The 20,781-nt window shown below is 61.7% G+C and carries 12 protein-coding genes and 1 pseudogene; 5 read left to right on the top strand and 8 right to left on the bottom strand.

Annotated features, from left to right (window positions below; all coding sequences use genetic code 11):
- Positions 1 to 397: 397 nt before the first annotated feature.
- The 3 genes from HAQ05_RS05070 to HAQ05_RS05060 all read left to right on the top strand — a co-directional run bounded on the left by HAQ05_RS05070 (position 398) and on the right by HAQ05_RS05060 (position 2,449).
- On the top strand, positions 398 to 1,174 hold the full coding sequence (locus HAQ05_RS05070) for a BamJ family beta-barrel-assembly machinery protein (RefSeq protein ID WP_190418065.1): 777 nt from the start codon (positions 398 to 400) through the stop codon (positions 1,172 to 1,174).
- Between the two features lie 330 nt (positions 1,175 to 1,504).
- The gene (locus HAQ05_RS05065; RefSeq protein WP_190418063.1) at positions 1,505 to 1,951 is read left to right on the top strand and encodes a YkvA family protein; all 447 of its coding nucleotides are present in this window, start codon (positions 1,505 to 1,507) and stop codon (positions 1,949 to 1,951) included.
- Positions 1,952 to 2,068: 117 nt separating this feature from the next.
- On the top strand, positions 2,069 to 2,449 hold the full coding sequence (locus HAQ05_RS05060; RefSeq protein ID WP_190418060.1) for a hypothetical protein: 381 nt from the start codon (positions 2,069 to 2,071) through the stop codon (positions 2,447 to 2,449).
- Positions 2,450 to 2,575: 126 nt separating this feature from the next.
- Here HAQ05_RS05060 and HAQ05_RS05055 read toward each other — a convergent pair whose 3' ends face one another.
- Complete coding sequence (locus HAQ05_RS05055) at positions 2,576 to 4,687, bottom strand: carboxy terminal-processing peptidase (RefSeq protein WP_238936462.1); 2,112 nt, start codon at positions 4,685 to 4,687, stop codon at positions 2,576 to 2,578.
- Positions 4,688 to 4,864: 177 nt separating this feature from the next.
- Between HAQ05_RS05055 and HAQ05_RS05050 the strand changes: the two genes are divergently transcribed.
- Positions 4,865 to 5,827, top strand: a complete 963-nt coding sequence (locus HAQ05_RS05050) for a zinc-binding dehydrogenase (RefSeq protein ID WP_190418057.1) — start codon at positions 4,865 to 4,867, stop codon at positions 5,825 to 5,827.
- 102 nt (positions 5,828 to 5,929) lie between these two features.
- Here the strand turns inward: HAQ05_RS05050 and metR are convergent, their stop codons facing one another.
- Positions 5,930 to 6,850 carry a transcriptional regulator MetR gene (gene metR / locus HAQ05_RS05045; RefSeq protein WP_190418055.1) on the bottom strand — a complete coding sequence of 307 codons (921 nt, stop codon included), beginning with the start codon at positions 6,848 to 6,850 and terminating at the stop codon, positions 5,930 to 5,932.
- A gap of 108 nt (positions 6,851 to 6,958) precedes the next feature.
- On the opposite strand from metR, the gene metE reads away from it, so the two are divergent.
- Positions 6,959 to 9,277, top strand: a complete 2,319-nt coding sequence (metE, locus tag HAQ05_RS05040; RefSeq protein WP_190418053.1) for a 5-methyltetrahydropteroyltriglutamate--homocysteine S-methyltransferase — start codon at positions 6,959 to 6,961, stop codon at positions 9,275 to 9,277.
- A gap of 66 nt (positions 9,278 to 9,343) precedes the next feature.
- On the opposite strand, the gene HAQ05_RS05035 is transcribed toward metE, so the two are convergent.
- The 6 genes and pseudogenes from HAQ05_RS05035 to HAQ05_RS05010 all read right to left on the bottom strand — a co-directional run bounded on the left by HAQ05_RS05035 (position 9,344) and on the right by HAQ05_RS05010 (position 20,612).
- Positions 9,344 to 12,769: a dermonecrotic toxin domain-containing protein gene (locus HAQ05_RS05035; protein ID WP_338050122.1), complete on the bottom strand. Its 3,426-nt coding sequence runs from the start codon at positions 12,767 to 12,769 to the stop codon at positions 9,344 to 9,346.
- 3 nt (positions 12,770 to 12,772) lie between these two features.
- The gene (locus HAQ05_RS05030; RefSeq protein ID WP_190418049.1) at positions 12,773 to 13,837 is read right to left on the bottom strand and encodes a hypothetical protein; all 1,065 of its coding nucleotides are present in this window, start codon (positions 13,835 to 13,837) and stop codon (positions 12,773 to 12,775) included.
- Positions 13,838 to 14,107: 270 nt separating this feature from the next.
- The gene (locus tag HAQ05_RS05025) at positions 14,108 to 14,797 is read right to left on the bottom strand and encodes a DUF4197 domain-containing protein (RefSeq protein WP_190418047.1); all 690 of its coding nucleotides are present in this window, start codon (positions 14,795 to 14,797) and stop codon (positions 14,108 to 14,110) included.
- Between the two features lie 142 nt (positions 14,798 to 14,939).
- Positions 14,940 to 17,451, bottom strand: a pseudogene (gene plsB / locus HAQ05_RS05020) (glycerol-3-phosphate 1-O-acyltransferase PlsB).
- A gap of 237 nt (positions 17,452 to 17,688) precedes the next feature.
- Positions 17,689 to 19,014 carry an OprD family porin gene (locus HAQ05_RS05015; RefSeq protein ID WP_190418045.1) on the bottom strand — a complete coding sequence of 442 codons (1,326 nt, stop codon included), beginning with the start codon at positions 19,012 to 19,014 and terminating at the stop codon, positions 17,689 to 17,691.
- 260 nt (positions 19,015 to 19,274) lie between these two features.
- Positions 19,275 to 20,612 (bottom strand): MFS transporter, encoded by a 1,338-nt coding sequence (locus tag HAQ05_RS05010; protein ID WP_190418043.1) that lies wholly within the window; start codon positions 20,610 to 20,612, stop codon positions 19,275 to 19,277.
- Between the last annotated feature and the right edge of the window lie 169 nt (positions 20,613 to 20,781).

Here is a 20,781-nt window from a genome sequence, read left to right as displayed (position 1 = left end):
TGCAGCCGACCGCCCACAGCGTGGTCCGGTAGCCGCAGGCAGCCTGTGGCGGTGCCCGCTGATCCTCGGCACACCTGCGCGCCCCTTCATGCCTGCTCGGCATGGCCCGGTTGCACAGGTTGGCGCGGGCGCGGCGCGACGGCTAACCGCTACCTGCCCTTGATGCCGTGGCTGCGCAATGCGGTTGCAGGCACAGTGTATGAAAGAGTGGTGCGGCTAAGTGGGGCTATGGCGTAACTGAACGCAGCTTGAACGAAAACCCATGAAACCCATTGAGTTACTTGAACTTATAAAGCCTTTGCTGCTCTCATGCCGGTAGCCAGCGGTCGGGAGTGCCTGCTAAGCTCGCGGCTTTATCCCGACTGCCCATTCATGGCGCATCATTGAAGGAAACAGCATGAAACAGCATCGATTGGCGGCGGCTATCGCCCTCGTAGGTTTGGTCCTCGCCGGTTGCGACAAGCAGACCAGCAGTGTCGAGCTGAAAACCCCTGCCCAGAAGGCCTCTTACGGCATCGGCCTGAACATGGGCAAAAGCCTGGCGCAAGAAGGCATGGCCGACCTCGACTCCAAGGCTGTCGCCCTGGGCATTGAAGACGCGGTCGGCAAAAAAGAGCAGAAGCTTAAAGACGATGAACTGGTCCAGGCTTTTGCTGAGCTGCAAAAGCGCGCTGAAGAGCGTATGGCCAAGAAGAGCGAGGACGCCCTGGCGGCCGGCAAAAAATTCCTTGAGGAAAACGGCAAGAAGGACGGCGTGGTCACCACCGCCTCTGGCTTGCAGTACCAGGTCATCAACAAGGCCGACGGCGCCCAGCCCAAGCCGACCGACGTGGTCACCGTGCACTACACCGGCAAATTGATCGACGGCACCACGTTCGACAGTTCCGTAGACCGTGGCAGCCCCATCGACCTGCCGGTCAGTGGTGTAATCCCAGGTTGGGTCGAAGGCCTGCAGTTGATGCACGTCGGTGAGAAGGTCAAGCTGTTCATCCCTAGCGACCTGGCCTACGGTGCGCAGAGCCCGAGCCCGGCCATCCCGGCCAACTCGGTACTGGTGTTCGACCTGGAACTGCTGGGTATCAAAGACCCAGCCCAGGCTGGCAGCGCCGCCCAAGGCGAAGAAGGCGATACCGAACAAGCCGCGCCGGCCGACGACGCTCCGGCCAAGAAGTAAGTAAACAGCTGCCACCCAGCGCCCCGCCCAGCGGGGCGTTGTGCTTTTCAGGGTCGACATTGCGCTTGGGATGTTTCACCCTCTGCACTGTCTGCATAAAGTGTGCATGCGCGGCGATGCTGCCCCGGCGCATGCAGGCCTGCCATGAAAACGCAAAGCGGGGGGTAGGAAAGCCGCCGCGCCACGGGCAGACACTACTGTGTGAAAAACGTGCGATTTGAGAATACCCCACGGGGGGCGGGCTTTTTAGGTAAAAAGCGCGCCGCTGTTCACATGGTTATCCACAAATATTGTGGATAACCTCCCTTGTGGGTTTGATCGGGAGGCTTCATGAAAACACCGTTGGGTTTTACCCGTTTCCTGCCATTGGCCGCGCGCCTGCTCAAACGCGGGCGTTTGCCCGCCCTGGTGCTGGCCGCCAGCCACAAGCTCAAGGGCCGCGGGCCGGCTAAGCTACGGGAAGACGCCGGGTTGCTGGTGGCGTTGTGCAGTGCCTACTGGAAGGGCGAATACCGCGCCATCAGCGGTAAGGCGATGTTATCGGTGGTCGCCGGGCTGTTGTATTTCGTAAGCCCTATCGATGTAATCCCCGATTGGCTGCTCGGGGTGGGCATGCTCGACGACTTGGCCGTACTGGGCTGGGTGACCAAGGTGCTGGCCGGTGAACTGGATGCTTTCAGAGCCTGGCGGCAGGCCCAGGACCCCGCGGCGCTGCAGGTGGTTGAGCGGGTGCCGGAGGGGGCGTCGGCGTTGGAGGGCGAATACCTGGGTCGCTGAGATGGCCCTATGCCTTCATTCAAAGCCCCTAGATTAGGCGCTGGCCCTCGCAACACTAGAGGTCGCGTTCATGGATATTCACCCCGGGGGCGCCAGCCCCGACAAGGAGCGCCGCTCATGAGTGTGCGGATCAGCCGCCAGCATTGGAACAATTTGCTCACCGAACTTGACGTAGCCCGCCGCCAGCGCCACCTGGTGACCTACCGCGCTCTGCTCGAACGCCTGCAGCTACCCAGCCCTGCCATGCAAACACTCACCGCCGCCCTCGAATACCTCGCCGCCCTCGACGTAAAGGCCGAACAGCCGCTGCGCAGTTCCCTGGTGATCAGCCAGGGGGCAAGCCGCCTGCCCCGTACCGGGTTTTTCGAGTGTGTCGAGCGGCTGGGGCGCTTCTCTGGCCCGGTCGATGGCACCGCGGCGGCATCGTGGCATGCCTCTGAAGTCGCCAGGGTGTTCGACTACGCCTATCCCGAGCCGGGGCGCCAGGCCGCCCATTAGCGGCGGCATTCATTGCAGGGCTACCGGTCGCTGGGCCGAAAAAAAGGCCGGGCGCTTGTGGCGCCCAGCCCCTGTTTCACCCCACTACGCAGGCCGTACCGTGGCAGCTCGTGAATGGCTAGCCGGTCAATGTTTCGCGACCTGGGTGTTAAGCCGCAAGTAGTCGAGCAGGATGTGCCCGGTTTCGCTGAGGTAGGCGTCGTTCTCCGGCTTGCTGTCATCGGGGGCGGCGCCCATTGGGTCTTCCTCCTCCTTTTTCAGCTCCTTCAGCGGTTCTTCACCCTTGGCTTTGCGCCGGGTGTTTTCCAAGGCCAGTTGCTGCTGCTCGATGGTGGCATGCTGCGCGCGCCGCTCGGCCTCGTTCAGGCTCACCGTTTTTTCTTCGTTAAGCTTTTGCGCCAGTGCCAAGCGGTCGCGGATGTAAGTGAACTCGGCGTCGTTGGCGGTGCGTTGCGCATGCAACTGCTTAAGCTGCGCGATGAACGGCCTGAAGGGGTCTACCTCTGGCTTCACAGCCGGGCGGATGGTGTCCCACGGCATCGCCTCGGGCAGCGCGCTTTCGCCGATCTCCTTGGTATCGATAATGGACGGGTAGGAGATGTCTGGCAGCACGCCCTGGTGCTGAGTGCTTTGCCCAGATACACGGTAGAACTTGGCCAATGTCAGTTTGAGTTCGCCGTGGTTGAGCGGCTGGATGGTCTGCACCGTGCCCTTGCCGAAGGTTTGCCCGCCGATGATCAACGCGCGGTGGTAGTCCTGCATGGCGCCGGCAAAGATTTCCGATGCCGAGGCCGATAGTCGGTTGACCAACAGCGCCATTGGGCCTTTATAGAACGCACCGGGGTTTTCATCCTCAAGCACATCGACGCGGCCATCGCTATTGCGCACCAATACCGTAGGGCCTTTTTCGATGAACAAGCTGGTCAGCTCGGTTGCTTCCTGTAGCGAACCGCCGCCGTTGTTTCGCAGGTCTATCACCACGCCGTCGACGTTTTCCTTCTGCAGCTCGCCGAGCAATTTTTTCACGTCACGGGTGGTGCTCTTGTAATCAGGGTCGCCGGCCCGGAACGCTTTGAAATCGAGATAGAACGCCGGGATTTCGATCACCCCGAGCTTGTAGTCGTGGCCTTGTTGGTCGATGTGCAGTATCGACTTCTTCGCCGCCTGCTCTTCCAGCTTGACCGCCTCGCGGGTAATCGACACGATCTTGCTGGTTTGGTCGTTCGGCGCATTGGTGTGCGGGATCACTTCCAGGCGCACCACCGAGCCCTTCGGCCCACGGATCAGCTTGACCACTTCGTCCAGGCGCCAGCCGACCACGTCGACCATCTCCTTATCGCCTTGGGCCACGCCGACGATTTTGTCCGATGGGGCCACCTGCTTGGTTTTTTCCGCGGGGCCAGCCGGCACCAAGCGTACGATCTTGACTTGGTCGTTGTCGCTTTGCAGCACCGCCCCGATCCCTTCGAGGGACAAGCTCATGTTGATGTCGAAGTTTTCCGCGCTGTCGGGCGACAGGTAGTTGGTGTGCGGGTCGTAAGACTGGGCGAAGGTGTTGATATAGGCCGAGAAGATGTCTTCGGCGCGGGTTTGGTCCAGCCGCGCCAGTTGGTTCTTGTAGCGTTTGGTCAAGGTGTCTTGGATCTGCGCGTCGTCCTTGCCCGCGATTTTCATGCGCAGCACCTCGTCCATCAGGCGTTTATGCCAGAGGGTATCGAGGTCGGCCTTGCTGGCGACCCAAGGGGCATCCTTGCGGTCGACCTGCAAGGTATCGTGGGTGGTGAAATCGAGTTTGCCCACGCCCTGGTTCAACACATCGAGGGTGTAATCCAGGCGGTCTTTCACCCGGTCCAGGTAGCGCTTGTAGATGGTGAAGCCCGGGTCGAGGTTACCGCTTTTGAGAAAATCGTCGAACTGGGTCTTCCACTGGTCGAATTCGGCGATATCGCTGGCGAGGAAGTAACTGCGTGCGGGATCGAGCAGCTTGATGTAGCTGTCATAGATGATGACAGAGCGTGCATCGTCCAGGGGCGGTTTGCTGTAATGGTGGCGCTTGAGCAGTTCCACCACGTTGAGGCTGGCGATCACTTCGTCGCGATCAGGCTTCAATGTGTCCCAGCTGTTGGCGGCGAAGGTAGGGCTGGCCATGGGCAGCAGGCTTAAGCCTAATGCCAACGCTAGCGCGGTGCGGGGCAAAACGTTGCGCGGCAAAGCGTTGCGCGCTAGAAAATGCTTCATGCTCATTCGACGTAGGGGCAATTGATAACGCATATTAGGCCGTCTTGAAGGAGACCGAGTTCCATGCTGGCAGCTTGATAATGCAGTTTTCATCCTGCACGCTTGCAATCCGGTCGCATAATGCAAAGCCCCGCGCCAGGGCGCGGGGCTCACTCTTGGCTCAACTATGGAGGTAGCGTGAAGGCATTGCAAGGCGTTGAAGGACATGTCGAGTGGCGCGAACATGCCGAACAGGCCTGTGATGTGGGCCAGGTACGCATCCGTGTCGCCGCCGCCGGGGTGAACCGCGCTGACCTGCTGCAGCGGGCCGGGCTTTACCCGCCGCCGCCGGGTGTCACGGATATCCTAGGTTTGGAATGCGCCGGGGTGATCAGCGAAGTGGGTGCTGGCGCGCCATGGAACGTCGGCGACAGGGTGTGTACCTTGCTTGCCGGTGGCGCTATGGCCGAACAGGTGGTGGTCGATGCCCGCCACGTGCTTCCGGTGCCGAGCGGGCTGAGCCTGCAGCAGGCCGCAGGGATGGTCGAGGTGTATGCCACGGCTTGGCTCAACCTGTTCCAACTCGCCGGGCTGCGCCCAGGCGAAAAAGTGTTGCTGCACGCCGGTGCTAGCGGCGTAGGCTCGGCGGCAATCCAATTGTGCAAGGCCTTCGGCAACCCGGTGTGGGTCAGCGTTGGCTCTGCCGAACGCCTGGCGTATTGCGAAGGGCTTGGTGCCCAAGGCGGGGTGGTTCGCGGTGAAGGGCTGGGTGGGTTGGCCGACTTCGGCCCGTTCGACGTGATCCTCGACCCGGTAGGCGGCAAATACGCCGAGCTCAACCTCAAGTGCATTGCCAGCGACGGGCGCTGGGTGCTGATCGGCCTTATGGGTGGCAAGGACGCGGCGATCGACCTGGCCCAGGTGCTGGCCAAGCGGGTTCATCTGATGGGCTCGACCCTGCGCTCTCGTGACGAGGTGTTCAAGGCCGAACTGCTCGCCGAACTTGCGCAGCAGGTATGGCCGCTGTTCAGCGAAGGCCGCCTCGACCCGCGCATCGCGGCCACCTTCCCGATCACCGAGGCTGAAGAGGCCTTCAACGAACTGGCTGGCAACCAGGTCAGCGGGAAGGTCGTACTGATCGTCGACGAGAGCCTTGGATAGGCCCTGATGTCGGTTTAAGACGCCGGCTGCACAATCTTGGCGGCGCGCGGCTTCTGATACACCTCACGGCCGCGCGCTATGGCGCGCGGCTTACCCGCGGTTTTACGCCTTGACCGCGCTCACGCCATCGAGTGTGGCGAACGAGGTGTCTTTGGCGGTGAGTAAAAAGTCGCGCATGAACGGCGCTTCGAGCGTGTCGCTACGCACCGCCGCATAGAGCGTAGCGAACAGGCCCTTTTCGCCCAGGCGCTTACCCTTTACATAACCCCGCGCGCTGTATTCGTGCAGCGCCCAATGCGGCATGCCGCATACGCCACGGCCGCTGGCGACCAATTGCATCATCATCACCGTCAGCTCGGCGGTGCGTACCGCGGCAGGTTCGATGTCGGCCGGTTCCAAAAAGCGCGTGAAAATGTCGAGGCGGTCGTGCTCCACCGGGTAAGTGATCAGGGTTTGGGTGCGTAAGTCTTCCGGCTCGATGAAAGGCTTGGTGGCCAGCGGATGCTGGTTGGCCACGGCCAGCATGGCTTCGTAGGTAAACAGTGGCACGTAGGTGATGCCGGCCAGGTCCATAGGGTCCGAGGTGACTACCAGGTCGAGGTCGCCACGTGCCAATGCTGGCAGCGGCGCGAAGGCAAAGCCAGAGGCGAGGTCCAGTTCTACCTCTGGCCAGGCGTCGCGAAATTGGTCGATGGTGGGCATCAACCATTGGAAGCAGCTGTGGCATTCGATGGCCATGTGCAGCCGCCCCGCCGTACCGCCGGCCAAGCGCGCCAAGTCGCGCTCGGCCGTGCGCATCAGCGGCAGCGCGGCATCAGCCAATTGCAACAGGCGCAAGCCTGCGCTGGTGAAGCGCACCGGCTTGGTTTTACGGATAAACAACCCCAGCCCTAAGCGCTCTTCCAATTCTTTGAACTGGTGGGACAACGCTGACTGGGTTAGGTGCAAGCGTTCGGCGGCTTCCACCAGGCTGTCGGCTTCGCGTAGGGCATGCAGGGTTTTGAGGTGGCGAAACTCGAGCACGGCGGCCTCCATGAGAGAAATTTGTGAAGAACCAGAAAATATTGAGTTTGTCTCATGATACCTGCGCCAGGGACACTGTTGCCATCGCTCATGATAAGGATCTGCACAATGGCCCTGGCCCATAACCTTGGTTTCCCGCGCATCGGCGCGGACCGCGAACTGAAAAAAGCCCTCGAGGCGTACTGGAAAGGCGACTTGCCCGAGCACGGCCTGGAGGCCGTGGGCCGCGAATTGCGGGAACGCCATTGGCAGTTGCAGAAAGACGCAGGGCTGGCCATGCTGCCGGTCGGCGATTTCGCCTGGTACGATCAGGTGCTGACCCATTCACTGATGGTCGGCGCCATCCCCGGCCGCTTTGCCCATACCTGCAAGGCCGATGGCTTGCCTACCCTGCAGACGCTATTCGCCATGGCCCGTGGCGCCAGCACCTGCCGCAGCTGCCCTGGCGAGGCGGGTGAGGCGCAGGCGTTGACCAAGTGGTTCGACACCAACTACCACTACCTGGTGCCGGAGTTCAGCGCCGGCCAACGCTTTGTGCTCAGTTGGGAACAACTGTTTGACGACGTGCAGCAGGCCCTGGCTCTGGGCCACCGGGTAAAGCCGGTGCTGCTGGGCCCGCTCACCTATCTGTGGTTGGGTAAGGTCAAGGCCGAGGCGGGCCAGGCCCCGTTCGATAAGCTCGAACTGCTCGAGCGGCTATTGCCCGTGTATGGGGAAATTCTGTCGCGCCTGGCACACTTGGGCGTGGAATGGGTGCAGATCGACGAGCCTATTCTGGTGCTGGACCTACCTCAGGCCTGGAAAAACGCGTTCGAACGGGCCTACCACATTTTGCAGTATTCCCCGCTGAAAAAGCTTGTGGCCACTTACTTCGGTGGCATGGACGATAACCTGGGCTTGGCTACCAGCCTTCCGGTCGATGGCCTGCATGTGGATGTGGTACGGGCGCCAGACCAACTGCCGGCGCTGCTCGACCGCCTGCCCACCTACAAGGTGTTGTCGCTGGGGGTGGTCGATGGCCGTAATGTGTGGCGCTGCGATTTGAACGCCGCCAAGGCCCAGCTTGAGCAAGCGCGGCAGCGCTTTGGCGAGAACCTCTGGGTGGCCGGCTCCTGTTCGCTGCTGCACAGCCCAGTGGACCTTGCCCGTGAAGATGGCCTGGACCCTGAACTGAAAAGCTGGTTGGCATTCGCCCGGCAAAAATGTGAGGAGATTGCATTGCTCGCCACTGCGCTCGACGCGCCCGACAGCCCCTCGGTACAGGCCGCCCTGGCGGCCAACCGCGACCTGCAGGCACAGCGGCGCCATTCGCCACGTATTCATAAACCGCAGGTGCAGCAGCGCGTGGCAGCGGTCACGGCGCAACACAGCCAGCGCCACGCACCATTCGCCCAGCGCGCCGCGCTACAGCAAGCACGCCTGGGGCTACCGGCGTTCCCCGCCACCACCATTGGCTCGTTCCCACAAACGGCGGCTATCCGCCTGGCGCGCCAGGCTTGGAAGCAGGGCAAGCTGTCGGCGAATGACTACCAAGACGCCATGCGCTGTGAAATTCGCCATGCGGTCAAGGTACAGGAAACGCTGGGCCTGGATGTGCTGGTGCACGGTGAGGCGGAGCGCAACGACATGGTCGAGTACTTTGCCGAGCAGCTCGACGGTTACCTGTTCACCCGTTTCGGCTGGGTACAGAGTTATGGTTCGCGCTGTGTGAAACCGGCGGTTATCTATGGCGACCTGTCGCGGCCCAGGGCAATGACCGTAGAGTGGATTCGTTACGCGCAAAGCCTTACCCACAAGCCCGTTAAAGGCATGCTCACCGGCCCGGTTACCATGCTGATGTGGTCGTTTGCCCGCGAGGATGTGAGCCGTGAAACCCAGGCCCGGCAGTTGGCGTTGGCGTTGCGTGATGAGGTAGCCGACTTGGAAGCGGCGGGCGTGGCCATTATCCAGATCGACGAGGCGGCATTTCGTGAAGGCCTGCCACTGCGCAAGGCGCAATGGCAGGCGTACCTGGGCTGGGCGGTGGAAGCGTTTCGCTTGTGCGCCAGTGGTGTGCAGGACGCCACGCAAATCCATACCCATATGTGCTACAGCGAATTCAACGATGTGATCGAGGCCATTGCCGCCATGGATGCGGATGTGATCACCATTGAAACCTCGCGCTCGGCGATGGAATTGCTCACAGCGTTCGAGGCATTCGCCTACCCGAACCAGATTGGCCCGGGCGTGTACGACATACACTCGCCGCAGGTGCCCAGCGTGGAGCAAATGCTCGCGCTGCTGCGCAAGGCTGCCGGGCGGGTGCCGGCCGAACGTCTATGGGTCAACCCCGACTGCGGCCTGAAAACCCGGGCCTGGCCAGAAACGCAGGCGGCCTTGCAGAACATGGTGGTGGCGGCCAAGCAGTTGCGCGCCGAGATGGCGTGAGCGCCCCGCCTGGCCCGACAGCAACATTCACCCGCCAATGCTTGCGCGAACGGCTGAAACACCACACTAGGTGTTTTCGAACCGATGCTGGAATCGATACACGAAGGCGGGCCCGAGGTCAGCGCGCAGGATCGTAGGCGCCGCGTCGCCCTGCTGGCGTTGCCAGTTCAGCCCCAGGCCGCGCTGCACGACTGTTTTAAGGTGGGCTTTGCTGAAGTCCACCAGCGGCGTGTGGGCCCCCTGAAAATGAAAATGGGCGTACCACAGCGGGGTTCCATCAAGCGCGGTGACCTCGAATTCGTCGAGGTAGTCCGTGCCGTCTGGGCCACTGAGGCGCCGGCGTGGCTGGGTACGGCGGATGCTCGCCTGGTTCTGTTCGAGCAGGTAAGCCAGCCGCGATGCCGAAGGCTGGTTCGCATCGAGGCTGTACGCCAGCCGCAGGCTACGGCCTTGCCTGCGCAGTTGTTCGGCCTTGGCGCGCAATTGCTGGGCCAGCGCCTTATCGCCGGCTGCAGGCAGCGCCTGTAGCTGCTCGGCAAGCTTCTCCAAGGGCACGGCCTCCAGGGCCAGCAGGTCTTCAAGGTCGGCACCGGTAGTGGTGGATGCATTTTGGTAAAGCTCGGCTCGGCTCAAGGCACCGTCGGCGGTGCGCAGCGCTTCGGTGGCGTCGGCGCGCAACTCGCTGGCCGCTCGTGGGGGTGCTGCCGGCGCTTGCGGTCGCGGGCGGTCGCGCCGGACGAAGCGGCCGCTGGAGTGGTCTGCTATCCAGGTTTCGTTGGGCCGCTCCAGGCGTTCGACGGTCATGCTGCCATCGTCTTGCCGGCGGCCCAACCACCAATAGCCGTCGGCGTCCTGGAACGGCCGGGTGATTCGGCGTGGCGAATGCGGTGGCCGCTCCGGCAGCTTCGCCCCGACGTGTTTACCGCGCAGAATCGTCAGTTGATCGAGCAGGCGCTGGTAGGTGCGCGGTTCGATCAAGGCCGGATACAAACGCGCCAACGCTTTGAGCTTGCGGGTGAAGGCATCCAGATCATCGTTCATCTGCTCGACCACCAAGGCGCGCTCCTTACGTGAGAGCTTCGCCTTGGGCAGCTCAACGTAGATATCCGTGGCGCGGTCGATATGTTTCACCGCGCTCAAGTGGTGGTCGCGCACCTGCGCCCAGCCTGGGCTGCCTTCATCGAGTATGACCAGGTTGAGCAGCGTATAGGTTTTGAGCACTTCCAATACCTGTGGCGCGCGATGTTCTAAACGTTCCTGGATCGCGATGACGATGCGTTTGACTTTTTCCCATTCGGCCTGTTGCGCGCCGGTGGTTCTGGCGATTTGTTCGTCTATGCCTTTAAGCCCCACCTTGCCAGGCACTTTGCGCAGCGCCTGTAACACATCGCTGAGCGCGTCTTCTTCGGCCAGTTGCCGGATATAGAGCACGCGTTTGCTGCGGTGGATGTTCAACACCGCTGCAATGCACGCCTCGATTTGCTGCTTGAGCGATAGCAAGGTGGCTTGCGGCGCATCGTTGTCCAATGCAGCATTCAGGCGTTGGGACAACTGCACCAACTGCTGGCGCCGTGGAACCAGCTCGGCATCGATGGCCGTAATCGCCCGGACCAAGCCCGCACGGCGGGCCTCGATCAACTGAGCCCGGTTCCACTCGGCGCTGGCGCCATAGGCTCGCAGTTGGTTCTGCATGTGGCGGGGGTTATTGAATATGTGTTCGCGTTGGCGCGGCGACAATTCGTCCAGCGCCTCTTCTAGCGCCCAGCCGGCTCTGATTTCCTGATTCAAGGCGTCGATGCAGCGTTGATAGTTGGCCTCGCCTTGGGGGTGTTGCTTGTAATGGCGCAAGTGATCCAATGCCTTACCGCGCAGTTGATGGTAGTCGGTGAGCGCGCGCTCGAAATGCTGTTGGCGGCTTTCGACGTGCGCCAACAGGCGCTGCGGCAGGTAGCGGCGCAACCACAGTGGTAGGCGCCCCTTCGCACTATCGGCCATGCCCTGCACCACGTTACCGCCACCCAGGCCGCCACCCAGTACATTGCGCCCGAACAAAAAACCATGGGATTCCCATTGCCCGTCGCCACTGAGGGCGATGGGCTGGCGATAGCCCTTCCGGCCATGGGGTACTAGCCGCCAGGTGTGTAAGGTGCGGTCCCACTGCACGGCATAGACATGGCCTTTGCGCTGGATGAAATGCCCGCCATCGGTACGGTACACCCCGTTGAGCACACCGCTGCCAGGCGCCGATGCCACCGGTAAGGTACGCGCCAGTGCATAGCCTTCGAAGGGCGCGTCGCTACGCAGTTGCTGGCTCGCCAGGCGCTGCCGGTCCAGCGGCTGTAGCGCTGCGGCCCGGCTGGCGCGTGCCACGGCGCGGCGGCCGGGCGCGCTGATCACGGCGCCGGCTGGAAGGTAGTCGATGTACGCGCCCAGCACCGAGAGCAGGGCCATCTGGACCTCGACCAAGCCATCGGAGACGTTACCGTTCTGGAAGTGGCGCACGGCGGTGTGCAAGCTAAACAGCCCTTCAGCGATATCGACCAGCGTGCCGATCACCGGCGTCATGCCCAGGGCAAAGCGTATGGCATCCACCACCTGCTGGCGCGAAAGCTCGATGTTCTGCGCCCGTAAATCGGCGTTGCTGCGTGCAAACTGCCGGTGCTCGCGGATGTAGCGGCCGGTATGCTCGTTGAGTACTTGTTGCGCCATGGAACGGCCAGGGGGCCACGCTTCGCGGCTTTGAAACAATGCCCGAAAGCCTGCCAGCAATGCTTGGTCCAGGCGCGCGGCCAACCACTGCGGGTCGCCGGCCAGCGCACGGGCGGCCAGGTATTCGCGCATGGCCGGCGCCAGGCACCGGTCGGCCAGGTAGCCCAGCGCAGCCGCCACGCTGGCGTGGCGGCTCAATGTTGGGCCCGGGGCCTGTGGCAGGTACAGCAGGGTTCTACCCTGGTTGGCGTCGTGGAGCAGCATCACCCCTTCGATCTGCGCGCCGGCACTTTCGGCGGTTTCGTCGAACAGCGTAAAGGCCACCGGTTGCAGTGTGACGGCGCCCCAACTTTGGGCGTCGTGGGCATGGATCGCGGTTTTGAATATCACGGCGTCCTGCTCGTCGATCTGGCCCTGTTGGTAAGCCAATGCCAGTTGTAGCTCCAGGCCTATTTCGTACGGACGGCGTAGCAGGGTCAGTGCCGGATGTTCGTGCTCGGCGGCAGGGTGGTAGTGTGCCCACAAAGCTTGCTCATAGGCCTTGGCCAGGTCCAGCTCCTTGGCGGTGTCGAGTAGCCACTGGCGGTCGATGCCGCCGGCCACCGCGCCAATGGCGGCGCTGCCTGGCGCGTCCACGCACACCCGCATAAAAGCCAGCCGGCCGGCCAAGTCGTCGTCGATGTTACGCAGTAGCAGTCGCTCAAGTGACCACTGTTCGCGTTCGGCCGAAGGCACCGCCTCCAGGCTGGGAAACTGCCGGATGGGTGCAGGCCCACTGGGCAATAGCTATTGTTCGAGGCTGGCAGGCAGGTTGATCGTCACATCGCATTGGCCCGTGATGCCGAAACTACTGTGCAGTTTTTTCGCCACCGCCTCGCGCACATAGATGTCCCGTGAGGGAAGGTGGCGTTCGGTATGCAAGCGGGCGGTTTGTTGGGCCTGGCAGTAATGCGCTATCAGGTCGATGAGTTTCTGTCGTTGGGCGCCTGGTAGCTGGGTTAGCCAATCGTTGTTTTGCTGTTTGAGCTTGGCCACGTCGCGGTTACCGAGCACCTCGGCTAGGGCCAGGTCGCGTGGCCAATGCGCTGGCAGCGTGATTTCATCGATCACTTCCAGCCAGGTTCGGTCGCTGTCCTGCTGATGAGCGGACTGCGTAATGGCATTGTTCAGCACATCGATCAGCGCTTCTTCGAATAGGCTGCTGCCTTCGGGTTGCCAGCGCGTGGCCGCCGTGGCCGGAAGGCCCAATTCTTGTTCAACGTACACCCTGGCGGCAGCCGGGCTGGCGAAGCGCATCAGCCCCCCCGGTAACCGGTGCCAGGCCATCAGGGTAGTGACGGTATGCTGGGGCTCGGCTAACCCATCACGGTGCGTCAGTAATACGGCCCCTAGCACTCGATGCGCCGGTTCGCCCTCGTGGACCAAACCACCCAGCACGTAGGCCGAGGGCAGCCGGTCGGCCTTGAGTAGGGCGTTAACGGTGTCAAGCACCATCCGCTGCTCGTCGGCGTCGATGGCGCCGAGGGTTTTCTGGATACGGGCTTCAAGGTCGAGCCCGCGCAACTGCTGGTCGAGCAGCGCGGTAACGGCCGTGTCGCCGCGCTGAACCACGCTGTTTTTATCCAGGCCGCTGATCAGTTGCTGGGCCAGGTTCAGGCTGGTGTTGCGAGCCTTTTCGTAATCCAGGCAGTCGTTCAGCAAGGTATCCAGCCCATCGCCGCCATTGACCAGGCAGGCCAGGATCAACTCGCGCTGCACCGCCATTGCGGCCTGGGTGTGTCCGTTTTCAAGCAGGGCGGCGGGACTGTCGGAAAGCGCGGGCAAGTGCTCGATGAGGTTAAGGTCTGGCATGTGCAGGCATCCTGGAAGGCAAGCGGAGGCGCCCATTACACTGGCGCGCCGGCCAACCGATGCGTTACATAGCTAACGTTCAGCCTATCCTGTTGCACGCTGCAGCGTTAATGTTCATTGCCTATGCGCTGCCCGTGGCTGCCCAAGCCACCTGCCTGGTACTCTGGCCTCGGCGATTTCGCCAGCGGCAGGGCGCCATCCAGCCCTAAGGCCGTGGCAAACCGGGCGGCAAACAACCGCCGCCGATTGCGTTGGTAAAGCCAAACGGCCCTACAGCGCGCTGAACACCTTCTTCGCCAGGCTACTGGCGGCCGCTGCTGGGTCTTTGCGGATGGTTTCTTCCTGTTGAGCGATCATCTTGAACAAGCCGTCCAATGCTTTTTCGGTCACGTAGCCTTCGACCGTATTGGTTTTGCTGTTCAAGGCACCCAGGGCGCTGGCTTGCCCAGCCACGCTGTTGAAGCGTTGGGCCAGGCCGATCTTGTCGGTATTGGCCTTGACGATGGGCAGGAACTTGGCACGGATTTGTTCACGGCTGGTTTTGTTCAGGTATTGGGTGGCCGAATCGTTGCCACCGGCGAGGATGCCCTTGGCATCGGCCACGGTCATGCCTTTCACCGCATCGACCAGGATCGCCTGGGCTTGCGGCACTGCAGCTTCGGCAGCGCTGTTCATGCCGGTTTCCAGTTCTTGTACCTGCGAGCCCATACCCAGCGAGCCGAGTAGTTTATTGGCTTTTTCCAACTTGGCCGGCAGTTGAATACGCACCTGTGGGTTGTTGTTGAAGCCGCCCGGGGTGCCCAATTGCTTGACCGCGACCTGTGCACCTTGCGCCAGGGCATCCTTCAGGCCACCCGTGGCGTCGGATTGGGACAGGTCGCCCAGCGACAAGGCGTTGGCAGCGCTGGACAATAGAAGGCCGGCGCACAGCGCGGCGAGGGGAGCAAGGGGACGAAACATGGGGCGGTCCTTGGGGCAATGGATGGCGGGTTTTGAAGTATGCACCGTATCGGCGCTGATGCGCAGCGGCAGTGGAGTTTGGCCGCTGCGGCATCCCAGGCACGCCAGGGCTGGGGGCGGTCCTGCACGCGGCCGTTACCCGTTACAGCTTGCTGTTTTCGCCCACGCCGGTGGGCGGCTCAGGCTCAATATCGTGATCACGCTGCAGGGCCACCTGGCGGATAGACAGCCGCACTTCCGCGGACAGCACCCGTTTGGCGGCACCTTCGGCCAATTCGCCGAGGCGGCCCTGGTAGCCGAGCCGGCCTTGCGCATCTTTGAACACTACGCCTACCTCCAATAACGTTTCGATAAAATGCCTGAACAGCGTTTTGTCGAAGAATTCCGGCGCATTGAGCCCATGCAGGATGGATAAGCGCTGGGCCATGGTTGTGCACAGCGCTTCGAGTTGCTCCGCCGTGAGTTCGTGCTGGCCGTGGTCCAGCAGTAGGGCAATGGCCATGTAAAAGCGTTGCAGGGTTTGGGTGATGCCGCGCGCCAGCAGCGTTAACAGTACAAACTGCCGGGAGCTGGGCGCGGCGCGTACATAAGTATCGCCGTCGAGGGTGAGCAGGCCCTGGTCGGTGAACGCGGCCAACCATTGGTCGATCACGGCATCCAGTTCGTCTAGTTGCCAGCGGATGAACAGCTCGGCCTGCAGAAACGGATACAACGCGCGGACGAAGCGCACGATCTGCTCGCGGTTCATGCGCGATGAACTCTGGAAGAAGCTCGCCAGCAACGCCGGCAGGGCAAATATATGCAGGATGTTATTGCGGTAATAGGTCATCAGTACCGCGTTGGCTTCGTCCAGGTAGAGGATCCTGCCCAGTGCATCCCGTTGTTCGGCTACCAGCCCCAATGCGCGGGCGTGTTCGATCATCGCCCGGCCATCACCCTCGGGCACGGTCACGTAAGGTGAGTACGGCACCTTGTGCAGTAGCGCCAAGAACAGGTCCAGCACCCGTGCCAGTGCGTGTTCGTCCAATGCCTGGCGGCCGGTGGACAGCAGCGCGAGTGCCACCAGGTTGGCCGGGTTGATTGCCGCCGCTGCGTTGATGCGTTGTGCGACCCGCTCGCCCAGGCGCTGGGTGGCGCCGTGCAGCCAGGCGGGGCGTTCGCCGGGCGAGGAGGGCGGCACGCGCCAGCCAGGGTGGGTTTCATCGAGGAAGGCCGAGAGGCGGATCGGCTCGCCGAAGTTGACCGCGACCTGGCCGAAACGCTGCTTGAGCGCGCCGATGACCTTGAAGATATCGAAAATAGATTCTTTTTTCTTGCTCGCCCCGCGCAGTTCACCCAGGTAGGTGCGGCCTTCCAGTACCCGTTCATAGCCGATGTATACCGGCACGAACACGATGGGCGTGCGTGAGGAGCGCAGATAACTGCGCAGGGTGATCGCCAACATACCTGGCTTGGGCCGTAGCATGCGCCCGGTACGTGAGCGGCCACCCTCGACGAAATACTCCACCGGGAAACCTTTGGTAAACAAGGTGTGCAGGTATTCGTTGAACACCGCCGCGTACAAAGCGTTGCCCTTGAACGTGCGGCGCATGAAGAAGGCGCCGCCGCGGCGCAGCAGCCCACCGATCACCGGCATGTTCAGGTTGATACCCGCCGCAATGTGCGGCGGCGTAAGGCCATTGCGAAACAACAGGTAAGACAACAACAGGTAGTCGATATGGCTGCGGTGGCAGGGTACGTAAATCACCTCGTGCCCCGGTGCGATAGCTTGTACTTGTTGGATATGGCCCACCTTGATGCCATCGTAGATCTTGTTCCAGAACCAACTGAGCACCACCTCGAGAAAACGAATGGCGGTGTAGGTGTAGTCCGAGGCTATTTCGTTGCCATAGCGCAGCGCTAGCTTTTCGGCTTTTTCCGTACTGGTGTGGCCCTGTTGCACTTCATCGAGGATGGCTTGGCGAACCCACGGCGCATGCAGCAGGCCCTTGACCAAGTGGCGGCGGTGGGATGTCTGGCCCGATGACCGCGCTGCGTTGCTGGCGAAAGTGCACCCGCAGCAGGCGCTGGGCCATGCGCACGGTGCGCGCGTGGCCCTTGTTGTGGGCCACCAGCGCTTGCAAGTGAAGTGGCGGGGCGAATTGCACGCGGGTTTTGCGCCCCAGGATCAAAATCGTCACCAGCCTGCGCAGCCGCCCGGTCACCGCCCAACTGTCTGCGAACAGCAGCTTCCACGGGCTGCTTTCGCTGGCGGGTGACTGGCCCCAGAACACACTGACCGGCACGATCTGCACATCGGCGGTCGCATCCTCGGCGCACAGGCTGAGCATGCGCTGCAGCGTTGGCGGGGCGCCACGCTTGTCGTGGAGGCCGAGCCAATCCGGCGCTGGGGTGAGGTAAAAGAACGCCGCCGGTTCCAGCACGGCACCGGTGGCCACGGGCAGCACCGGGCGCGGCAAGCCTGCGCGGGTGCATTCGTGGTCGACCACCGCCAGGTCGCTCAGTGCCGGGGTTTGCAGCACATAGAACACCGGGTTGCTGCGGTCGATGCCAAGCTGGGCGGGCGAAGGGCCGGTGGTTTCCGAGCGAACCCAGAAATAAAGCACTCGCCGCAACAGGCTGAAAACCAAGCGGCGCAGAGGCGAAAGGGGCATACGGCGTCAACGTCCTCGAAAAGGCCTACAGTGTGCCAGATTTCCCTGCAAAAGCGGCGCGGGGCGGTTTTTCAACGGACGGGGTGTTTCGGAAGTTGGGCGGCACAATGTTGGCGGTGCCTTTTGCTGCTGGCCTGCGTCGCGGTTCCTCGCCATCGCCCTGCTATGACGCGTCACGGCGCCTTCCGATAGCAACATTCACGCGTCAATGCTCGTGCGAACTTCTGAAACACCCCACTAGAAAATATCTATCGGATATTCGGCGATCAGGCGTGTTTCGTCGTGGTCGGGATAACGCCCGCCGCTCGTTGATCGGTGCACTGACTGCTTGACCCGCAAGGCCAGGTTCTTCGCCGCGCCACTTTGTACCACGTAGCCGATTTCGATATCCCGCTCCCAATGTTTATTGTCTTTGTCATCGTCGTAAACGTGCTTGCCCTGCTGCGTATAGAAGACATTGTCGCTATGGGAATTGCTGGCGCCAGCGCCACGGGTATAGCGCACCATGAAGGTCAAGCCGGGCACGGCAAACGAGGCCAGGTCAAGGTCGTAGCGCAGTTGCCAGGACGTTTCATTCGGCTCGGTAAAATGGCTGACTTGCATGATGTTGGCCAGCGCGACATTCCCCAAGGTTCCGTCCAGTGACACCCAATCCATAGGTTCGTCGCCATCTACCTTTTGGTAACCCACCGAGACTTTGTGTGCCTTCCAGGTAAGCCCGAGCATGAGCGAACCGGTGAGGTTATCAATAGGCCCGCCCTTGGAGGCTCCCGTGTCGTGGGTGCTGTATAGGTTCGCATCCATGCTGATAAGACGCCCTGGCGCCCAGGGATAGCGGTATTTGGCACCTGCATAATGCTGCCACCAGATATCCGCCAGCCGCGACGTATACAACGACAGGCTGAGGTTTTTGCTGGGCGCATAGGTGCCGCCCAGGTAATCGACGCTGCGCGAACCCGGTAGCTGCATCAGGTTAGTGTTCAGCTCGCCGTCGTGGTTGGACGACTTTGGGCCGCTGGTTGCGGTGAAGTGGCCTGCTTGGAGCTCTATATTGCGCAACTCGTTCGAGCGCAGGCTCAGCCCGGTTGCCGAGCCCGGTAGCAGCCGTGAGTCATTGAAGCCAAATACCGGGGTAAGCGGAAACTGTTCGCCGTACATCAATTGCGTTTTGGAAAAACGCAGTTTCAAGGCTGCACCGCCTTTGCTGTAGTCGGTAGGCGGCCCGTCGTTGCCCCAAGGCATCAGGCTGGTGCCTGTGCGGCCGCCGCCGCCATCCAGGCGTAAGCCGAACAGCGCATGCAGGTCGGCGCCCACCCCAAGCGTGCCCTGGGTATAGCCTGATTGGTAAAAGAACATGGCGCCTTGGGCTAACTCTTCACGGTAGCCGCTACGTGCGCTTACCGGTTTATGGGCATTCGCGCCCAGGCTGTTGGAGGCGCCGTTGCGCAGGTCCCGGTTCAGGTAATACGTTCGGTTAAGCAATTGCAGGTGGCTACCTTCGAGGAACCCCGCGGCCGAGGATTGCTCATCGGCCAGGGCTGGGCAGCTCAGCAGAACGCCCATGAAGGGAATACAGCGGCGAAGAACGCCCGTTGTCATAGTGCATACCTATTATTGTTGTTCTTGGGTTTTTCGGTTGCCCCGGTGACCGACGCAGCAGCTCACCGCTTGAGCCGATGCGTCAAGCGGTGCCGGTTATGGTTAATGGACCGCGCGGTGCCGCCAGCGATTGGGGGGCTCAGACGTTGGCTGCACAGCATTGACAGCGCCGGGCCGGGCTACCGCCCTTCGCCATCGGCCTGCTAATGCTGGTGCGAACGGGCCTAGCCTCTTTGCCCCATGGCCACTGGCGTGGTGGCGGGCGAATCGCCGCGGGGTACGGAACGCGCGAAATAAACCATCACGGCGGCAATGATCGAGGTCGCGGAAAGGGTGTACAGCCCACCCTCGATGGTGCCGGTATGGGCCTCCAGCAGGCCGAACACGCTGGGCCCGATAAAACCGCCCAGGGTGCCAACCGAATTGATCAGCGCCAGAATGCCCGCGGCAATTCGCGCATCCAAGTAGCGTTGGGGGATCGGCCAGAACATCGCAGTCGCCGATTTGAAGCCGATTGCCGCGAAGCACGTGGCGATAAACCCGAACAAGGGGCCGCCCAGGGTCGATACGAAAAGGCCCACCCCGGCAATGACCAAGGTGATCGCCAGCCAGGCCTTCTGGTTCAGCCAGCGGCCGGCCAACACCGCAAACGAATACATGGCAATCACAGCGATCACCCAGGGGATTGAGTTCAGCAGGCCCACTTGCAAGTCGCTCAAGGCGCCCATTTGGCGGATCATGGTGGGCAGCCAGAACGTTACGCCATAGACCATCTGGGCAATGGTAAAAAACAGGAAGCAGTGCAGCAGGATTTGCCGGTCCATCAACAGTTTGAACACCGAGGGTGGGGCGGTATAGGCTGCCTCACGCTCGCGTTGCTCTTGCGCGATGACCTCTGCCAGCGCTTGTTTTTCCGGTGCTGTCAGCCACTTGGCCTGGCGCGGATAAGAATGCAAAACCTTCCACACCACCACGCACAGGGCGATGGAAGCAAAACCCTCGACCAGGAACATCCACTGCCAGCCACGCAGGCCCAGCCCCTGAAGCAGCAACAACGCCCCTGAAACAGGCCCGGCAATGACCGAGGCCACGGCGGAGCCGCCGATGAAGATCGCCATGGCCTTGGCGCGTTCCCTCGACGGTAGCCACTGTGTGAAGTAATAGGCCACACCAGGGAAAAACCCCGCCTCTGCCGCGCCTAGCAGAAAACGGCAGATATAAAACTCCGTCTCGTTGCGTACAAAGGCCATCGCCATCGCGGCTGCACCCCAGGTCAGCATGATACGGGTCAGCCAGATACGGGCCCCGAAACGTTGCATCAGTATGCTGGAGGGGATTTCAAATAGCGCATAGCCAACGAAAAACAGCCCTGCGCCGAAGCCATAGGCAACCACCCCGATACCCAGGTCGACTTCCATATGGGTGCGCACAAAGCCGATATTGACGCGGTCGATGTAATTGACGATGAACATCAGTACGAACAACGGCAGTACGTGGCGTTTGACCTTGGCCACGGCACTGTCAATCGCCTGAATGTGCACGCTTTCGGGAACAGGGTTCATGGGAGGTCCTTTCTTATAGTTTTTATGATGCGCCAAATGGCAGCAGCCATGCGTTATGGCCCAATGCATGATCATTTCTATGGTTGAACCATTGGATATTAGGTCGATAGCTTATATTGGTCAAGGTGCTGAGGTTTGCGCTGGGGTGGGCTTGCTATGCCGGCGCGTA

This window comes from Pseudomonas typographi (assembly GCF_014694385.1).
Lineage (GTDB): Bacteria > Pseudomonadota > Gammaproteobacteria > Pseudomonadales > Pseudomonadaceae > Aquipseudomonas > Aquipseudomonas typographi.
This window is presented reverse-complemented; position numbering and strand designations above follow the sequence as displayed.

Excerpts from the sequence above, each read along its gene's own strand:
- HAQ05_RS05070 (WP_190418065.1), top strand. The coding sequence starts at position 398 with ATGAAACAGCATCGATTGGCGGCGGCTATCGCCCTCGTAGGTTTGGTC.
- HAQ05_RS05065 (WP_190418063.1), top strand. The coding sequence starts at position 1,505 with ATGAAAACACCGTTGGGTTTTACCCGTTTCCTGCCATTGGCCGCGCGC.
- HAQ05_RS05060 (WP_190418060.1), top strand. The coding sequence starts at position 2,069 with ATGAGTGTGCGGATCAGCCGCCAGCATTGGAACAATTTGCTCACCGAA.
- HAQ05_RS05055 (WP_238936462.1), bottom strand. The coding sequence starts at position 4,687 with ATGAAGCATTTTCTAGCGCGCAACGCTTTGCCGCGCAACGTTTTGCCC.
- metE (WP_190418053.1), top strand. The coding sequence starts at position 6,959 with ATGGCCCTGGCCCATAACCTTGGTTTCCCGCGCATCGGCGCGGACCGC.
- HAQ05_RS05030 (WP_190418049.1), bottom strand. The coding sequence starts at position 13,837 with ATGCCAGACCTTAACCTCATCGAGCACTTGCCCGCGCTTTCCGACAGT.
- HAQ05_RS05025 (WP_190418047.1), bottom strand. The coding sequence starts at position 14,797 with ATGTTTCGTCCCCTTGCTCCCCTCGCCGCGCTGTGCGCCGGCCTTCTA.
- HAQ05_RS05015 (WP_190418045.1), bottom strand. The coding sequence starts at position 19,014 with ATGGGCGTTCTGCTGAGCTGCCCAGCCCTGGCCGATGAGCAATCCTCG.
- HAQ05_RS05010 (WP_190418043.1), bottom strand. The coding sequence starts at position 20,612 with ATGAACCCTGTTCCCGAAAGCGTGCACATTCAGGCGATTGACAGTGCC.